General features: G+C 53.7%; 5 protein-coding genes. 1 reads left to right on the top strand and 4 read right to left on the bottom strand.

The genetic code is table 11. The annotated features are described in order from the left end of the window. From AC2VLY_RS06580 to AC2VLY_RS06565, 4 genes are all read right to left on the bottom strand, one after another. A partial coding sequence (locus AC2VLY_RS06580; RefSeq protein WP_486892543.1) for an HAD family hydrolase occupies positions 1–395 on the bottom strand: 395 nt, incomplete at its 3' end. A gap of 44 nt (positions 396–439) precedes the next feature. Further along, a complete protein-coding gene (locus tag AC2VLY_RS06575) occupies positions 440–2,584 on the bottom strand; it encodes an HAD family hydrolase (RefSeq protein WP_486921966.1) in 2,145 nt (714 codons plus the stop codon). 37 nt (positions 2,585–2,621) lie between these two features. Beyond that, the gene (locus AC2VLY_RS06570) at positions 2,622–4,055 is read right to left on the bottom strand and encodes a glycoside hydrolase 100 family protein (RefSeq protein ID WP_486892545.1); all 1,434 of its coding nucleotides are present in this window, start codon (positions 4,053–4,055) and stop codon (positions 2,622–2,624) included. A 38-nt stretch (positions 4,056–4,093) separates the two neighbouring features. Further along, a complete protein-coding gene (locus tag AC2VLY_RS06565; protein ID WP_486921965.1) occupies positions 4,094–5,017 on the bottom strand; it encodes a PfkB family carbohydrate kinase in 924 nt (307 codons plus the stop codon). A 150-nt stretch (positions 5,018–5,167) separates the two neighbouring features. Between AC2VLY_RS06565 and AC2VLY_RS06560 the strand changes: the two genes are divergently transcribed. After that, positions 5,168–6,523: MFS transporter (locus AC2VLY_RS06560; RefSeq protein ID WP_486921964.1), on the top strand; the 1,356-nt coding region annotated here is incomplete at its 3' end.

The following is a 6,523-nucleotide window of genomic DNA, read 5'->3' as shown; positions in this document are numbered from 1 at the left end:
CCCTGCTGTTCAGCTGGCTGCAAGGTGATGGCGGAAATATCGGCAAGTTCTGTAGTAATATCCTGATGTGTCATTCCTCCCCAGTCAGGGCCAATTTCTGCAGACCAATGATCCCAATGACGCCAATGTCCTTCTTCACGGGTGTAAATGCTTGTACCGACATCACCGATGATAAAATCGGGAACAGGTAGTTGCCATTGCTCAATGGCTGCGGTAACCAGTTGCAGATGGCGGCCGGTTACCAAGGCCAGGTGTACAGCAGGATGGGCGCAAAGCTCCCGAAACAAAGGACGGGCCTGTGCGGATTCGGTCTGGCTGCCGTTAGGAATCAGGGTTCGATCCAGATCACAGCAGAGTAATACTGTCGGAATGTTTTCCTCTGTTGCGTTCATCATGCTTGCCTCCTGCTCCATTCATGTCAGATCACCATTTCCCTTGCTCAGGTCGCTGCGTTATTGCTCAGGAAATCATAATGCGTGATGGCCTCCATAACTCCTGGTAGCGCACTTGCCTGAGATTGATAAATATCCTCATGTTGTTGCAGATCTTTTTCTCCGCCCACCTGGGCAGCCAGAATATTACCTCCCAGCAAATCCAGATCCGCATAAGCGCTGCCAATGACCAGTATGTGATTGAGGGCGATGTCATGGCGATCCGCCACATAACGAATGGCAAAACCAAAGGAGGCGCGCTGAGGGACCACCAGAAATTCCTGCGGATTGAGCGCTATCAGGCGGCCGGGTATATCGTTATTGCGGAGTTGATCATTCAGCGCTGCCAAACCTGAAAACACAACGTCACTGTGAATGAAGCCATGTACAGCGTATAGCCCCTGGTCGCTGCGTCCAACGAGTTGCACACCAGGGGTTTCTGCAAGCAGGTCGTATACCCGATCGCCTTGCCAATCTACGCCAATGTGGCGGCTCCAACCCTGATCGCGGGAGAGGCTGGAACCATAATGAATCTGGGTCCCTCCACGGGTTATAAGAAAATCAGGAACGTTCATGCGGCGCTGCTTAAGCAGCGCCAGCAACTCATGGAGGGGACGAAAACTGACCAAACCAAAGGCCATTTTTCGCCGATGGCGATGCAGCATAGCGACCAGTTCTGCCTGTTGCCCCGGAATGGGTGCTGGATCAAGCAAACGGGCACCCAGAAACAACAGCCGATCGGCAGTAATACGTTCGTCTGTCGGGATAATATCTTGTCGCTGAGGAACGGTGAGGGGCAATTCATCCAGTGCGGTCAGGTATTGGTCAACGTGGGTCTGCCAGGAATAATACCGACGCACCCCAGCAATACCGTTCTTGGCATAACTTTTCCAGATAGCCTTATCGCTCAGCATGCTGAGCAGCTTCTCGCCGATTTCTTCGACATTCAGGGGATCAATCAGCACGCCGTTTTGACAATTGGCGATAATATCTTTGGGTCCTCCGTCTTCAGTCGCCAGGATCGGCAACCCGCAAGCCGCCGCCTCAATGAGTGTCAGACCAAATGGCTCAGTCAGGGCCGGATTGATGAAAACACCTCCCAGGCCTGCCGCCCAGCGATAGAGATCTGGTACGTCATCAGGACGGTGGTAGCGGGGATAGGCGGCTCTTCCGTAAAGATCATAACGATCAATCAACAGCAGAACTTCCGTCAATACCCGCCGTGGACCGGCGGCCATGTCACGAATGTCATCGCGTGTTCCGGCCACAATCACCAGATTGGCGCGCGTCTGCAAACCCGGATTTTGGCCATAGGCATGAATCAGACCGGCAATATTTTTTCGTTCGTCAGGACGGGACAGGGCAAGAATAGGTGGCTTTTGTGGTGCTCGTAAAAAACGGCGCAATTCTGTGCTGATGGGCGGCGAGGGTTGAGGGCCGGGTTCAAAGCGGGAAACATTAACCCCTGGCGGAATCACCCGCATCCGCTCAGCATTAGCCCAATCATACATCCCGTATTGTCTATCGATCTCGTCCTGGGTACTGGTGATGATCAGGGAGGCAGTCGCCAGAATTTCTTCCTCAACACGGATACGCTGGGACAGGCGATATTTTTTCTCCAGGGTGCGCTCTGACTCTCCAGAGGCCAAAAGGCTTTGGCGCTTGCTGCGCCCGAGGGAATGTCCGGTATGCACCAGAGGCACACCGAGTTGTAAGGCCAGGCGCATACCCACATAGCCCGCGTCGGCGTAGTGAGAATGGATAAGACTCGGAGATTGCTGGCGCAGATACTCCATGGCGTGATCACTGAAACCATCCAGATGGGGCCACAGGCCTTCCTTGGGCAGGTATTCGTCAGGTCCTGCCGGAAAACGAATAATATGCGCCTTCGGCAAGTCAGGCAGGGTCTCGTCTTGCCGGGCGTAATCATCAGCCACGTGCGCATCCTGAATCCTCCGGGTAAGCAGATCGACCCTCCCGACCCGAGGATCTGCGGCAAGCGCACGCAGCAGTTCGACGACATAGAGAATCTGACCGCCCGTATCCGCATCGCGGCCCAGTTCCAGATTCTGGCCGCGAATCAGTCCGTGAAGGCTGATAAGGACCAGATGGAGTTGGGCTGAGTTCGGCTTGCTTTCTGGGCGATTGTCCATTATCCACCCCTCACCGTATGCTTCCGAAACATATTACCTACTCCTCTGCACTCTCCGTGGCTTCGTCCAGGGTTTCATCGAACCCCAGCCGCTCCAGAAGACCCGGCTCATCTAGGAAATAGCGCGCAAGTAATAGTCCTGCAGCGCTCCACACCTGTCCGATATTGGCCCGACGACCTAACAGACGTCCAAGACGGCCGTCGTAATATTCCGGCCAACGGTCGGCAAACAGGCGTGGCTCAACCATTTGCCAGGCCCGCTCTGCCAGATCCATGCGTCCCGCTTTGATAGTTGCCGCCACCAGGGGCCAGATCATGACCGGCCAATTGCCACCATTGTGGTAAGACCAGGGGATATTTTTAGGGTCGGACCCCGTAATCAGCCGCCATTCATCCCCCTCAACGGCGGGATAAACGAGTTTCATGGGGACCCGTCCCAGCAAATCATTCCAGCGCTGCTCAATCAAGCTGGTCAACGCCTGTGCCTGAGCAGTCGTGGCCATGCCCGTAGCCAGCATCAACAGGTTTCCCTGGGCAAAAAAGCGAAAATCCATACGCCCCGGCCCCAGATTTCCTACGAAAAAGCCGGCACCGTCGGGAAGCCAGTCCTGGACCCAAAGAGGAATGGATTCCGGGTGGATATTGAAAAGATTTTCAATATTGACTCCGAGCATTTCCGTTTCAAAGCGATAAATCCGGTTAAGGACGTCCATATCCAGCCAGTAATACTGCTGTACATAAGAACGCAATACGTTTCTGCGGCGCTGTGCCAAATCCACCAACCATTGACTGCCCTGCTCTGGAAGCAAGAGGGAAGCACAGCGCAGGGTAGCATTGAACAGCGCCTGAATTTCGATGGGATGACCATTGACGCCCATACGTCGATCAATCATGAAGGAGGCATCAGGAACCAGCAGGGTCGGAAAAACCTCAAAGCGACTCTGCAAACACAGGCTCAGAATCATCCGCAACATGCGCTGGATTTCGGGGCTGTGGGCAAAACCCAGGTCACCTGTATACAGCACGTAGGCATGCAGAAGCATCGACCACCACATCATCGAGTCCACCGGGGCTACGCGGCCAATGGCCCGATCACCAAAGTCTGCCAGCACCTCCTCTTCTCCACGGTCATTACGCTGCACGCGAAACGAGGCAGGCATAACCCCGGGAGCAATCTGCTGCCCTTCAAGTTCTTCCTGCTGTCCTCTGAGCTGCATAATCAGATGCAGGAAGGAGCGGACGACGTCAGCCCGGTTTTCCAGCAGCAGAATCAATCCGACGGGGAAAAAATCCCGTACGAAGCAATCTGCATAATTTTCTGCAGGGGCCTTGGGGTCGACGCTGGCTGCCGTACCCACCAGTTGCCCTCCATAGAAGACACCAGCAGCCTCAATCAGTCGATAGGCATCATCCAGGGCTGGACTGACGCCATGGTACCGGGGTTTATTGAAACAAGGTTCATTCTCGGCCAAAGGCTTTTCTCCTCACAGCTGATGCTGGGCTAGTGCCTTCACATTGGTTTAGACAGACTTTTGCCTTGGGTCCAGAGACTCATGAACGATTCATAAAAATCCAGGGAATCCGGCGTCGCACCTTGCAGAGCGCAAACTGCAGCCGCCAATTCCCCACCCCGGCGCAGGCGTAATTCCGGACTTTCCCCCCGCAGCAGGCTCCATAACCAGGCGGCAGAAAATGCATCACCCGCTCCTACCGTATTCACCAGATTATTTACTGGTTCAGCAGCGGCTTCATAAAAGTCGTTATGATCCCAGTAGGCAGAGCCTTCCGGTCCACAAGTCAGCAACACCGACTCCAATGAAAAATGGTCTGCGAAAACCCGCATCTTGTCGCATAGCGCAGGCCAAGAGCGTAGCGAATAAACGGCCAGCAAAGTTTCCAATTCATCAACGTTACATTTCAGTATAGATGAATCAGTCAGTAACGGGGCAAGCGTGTCAGGCGTCCACCAGGGTGCCCGTAAATTGATATCGAGAAATCTCTTGTTACTGATGGAAGCTAATTTTTGCAAGGTTTGTCGGGATGTACCGATTTCCCGCAAGGCAAGAGAACCGTGATAAAGCCAGGAAACAGGTTCAGGTAATTTTTCGGGGAATGGAATGCCGTCATAAGCCTGATGGGGTAGAATTTCGAAGCGGTGACCTTCTATCGGGTCAGGTAGCACCTCCACACGCCCGGTTGGCAAAGTCTTGCTGACTGCCACCCCTGACAAGGGCATCTGCCATTGCCGCATATGATCCAGGATATTCCTGCCATTGATGTCATCGCCCACCTGGCTGATAAAAATGGCGGGCACTCCCAAGCCGCGTAAATGACGCGCCACATTAAAGGGCGCGCCCCCAAGGCGCTGGCTGTCGCCGAAGTCATCGACCAGACATTCGCCGAAAATCACTCCAAAACGCTTAAAATCATGCATGCATCTCACCATATAGAAAGCATAGGTCACTGACAAGCAAACCCATTTCTCGGGCCACATTGAACTATTTACCCAGATAGTCATCAATATTTTATATACCCATGATTTTTACACCAATGCAATTTATCACTCAACGTGAGGGGTCTTGCCATGCCTGTAAAAACAACAGCCGAACAGCATCAACCCGGAAACCCGATATTTTCCAAGGAGCGCAGAAGTCTGGCCCATGCACGCTTCGCCACTGTGCTGAAAATCCTGAATGAACCAAGGCGCTGGATATCGGTCTGGTTTCTGTCCTATGCCCTTCTGGGCGCCATTTCTTCAGGCCTCCTCCCCATCCTTTTACCATTGATGATTGTTGGCTTAACCCATCATCTCAGTTGGGTCGCCTATGTAATGGGGGGATTTAATTTAGGACTCCTGAGTTCACCGCTCTGGGGCTTTCTGGCAGACAGCAAACACTGGCATCGCCCGCTTTTTTTGGCTGGTTTTTTGATGCTGATCATGGCCCTTGCGCTCATGCCTTTTCTTCCGGGGCTTTTGCCCTGGAGTCTGCTGGCCCTACTGGCAGGAGCTGGTACCTCGGCCGTGGCCACCGTGGCCAGCTTATTCATTGTCGAATTTGATCCCAAAGACCATTGGGAGCCTCGTCTTGGCTGGTTGCAGACTTTTAATGGCGCCGGACAGGTGGTCGGCCTACTGGTTGCCAGTGCTTTTGTGGCCAATTTCAAGATGGGTTTAATCTGCTCGGCACTGGCATTAATTCCAGCCATATGGCTGGGCGCCAAAGGTCTGCCCGCTGCTGCAAAACGTTTTGACTGGTCTGCAGAAATTGGCAACCAGATGCGTCGGGAAATGGATTGGCGACTGCTGGCCAATTTTGGGCGTCCCGAACTGTTGGGAGGTGGGGTAATGCGCTTTTCCCATCATTTATCTCTGCGGGGTGGCAAACGCTTTAAGGAAGTCTTGTCCACCCGTTTCGGACGTTTTTTGTTCTCCTGGTTTGCCGTGGCTTTCGGTGTTGCCGCCTTTTTTGCCTATTTTCCCGTAGCCATGCAAAAAGCTTACAGTGTGGCCCCCGCCTTGACTTCCAGTGTCTATGCAGTGACGGCTGCCGTTGCCCTGATCCTCTATTCTGTGGGTGGACAGCTCTCTGGAAAGTTTGGCGCCGGACGGGTATATCGCTGGTCGCTCATCGGACGACTGCTTGGCTTTACCCTGCTGTTGGCCGTCTTTTTTACACCCATTCCCAAAACCTTCGTAGCCCTGTTGGGTTTTGTCCTGATTATTGCCGTATGGCCTTTGCAAAGCATCTCGGGCACGACTCTCACAGCCCGTCTGACGCCGTTCAGCCAGGGTGCCGCCATGGGTTTATTTAATGCCAGTGGCGCGGTAGCTACCGTGCTGGGTACTTTTCTGGGAGGACCGCTGGTGCAGTTCATCGGTTACCCCGCACTATCTGCCATGGCCATAGTGGGGATTATTCTCGGTTGGGTAAGCGGACAT

This window comes from Acidithiobacillus sp. TH-A36, assembly GCF_057473445.1.
The sequence above is the reverse complement of the archived record's forward strand: the minus strand, read 5'-3'. Positions and strand labels throughout refer to the sequence as shown.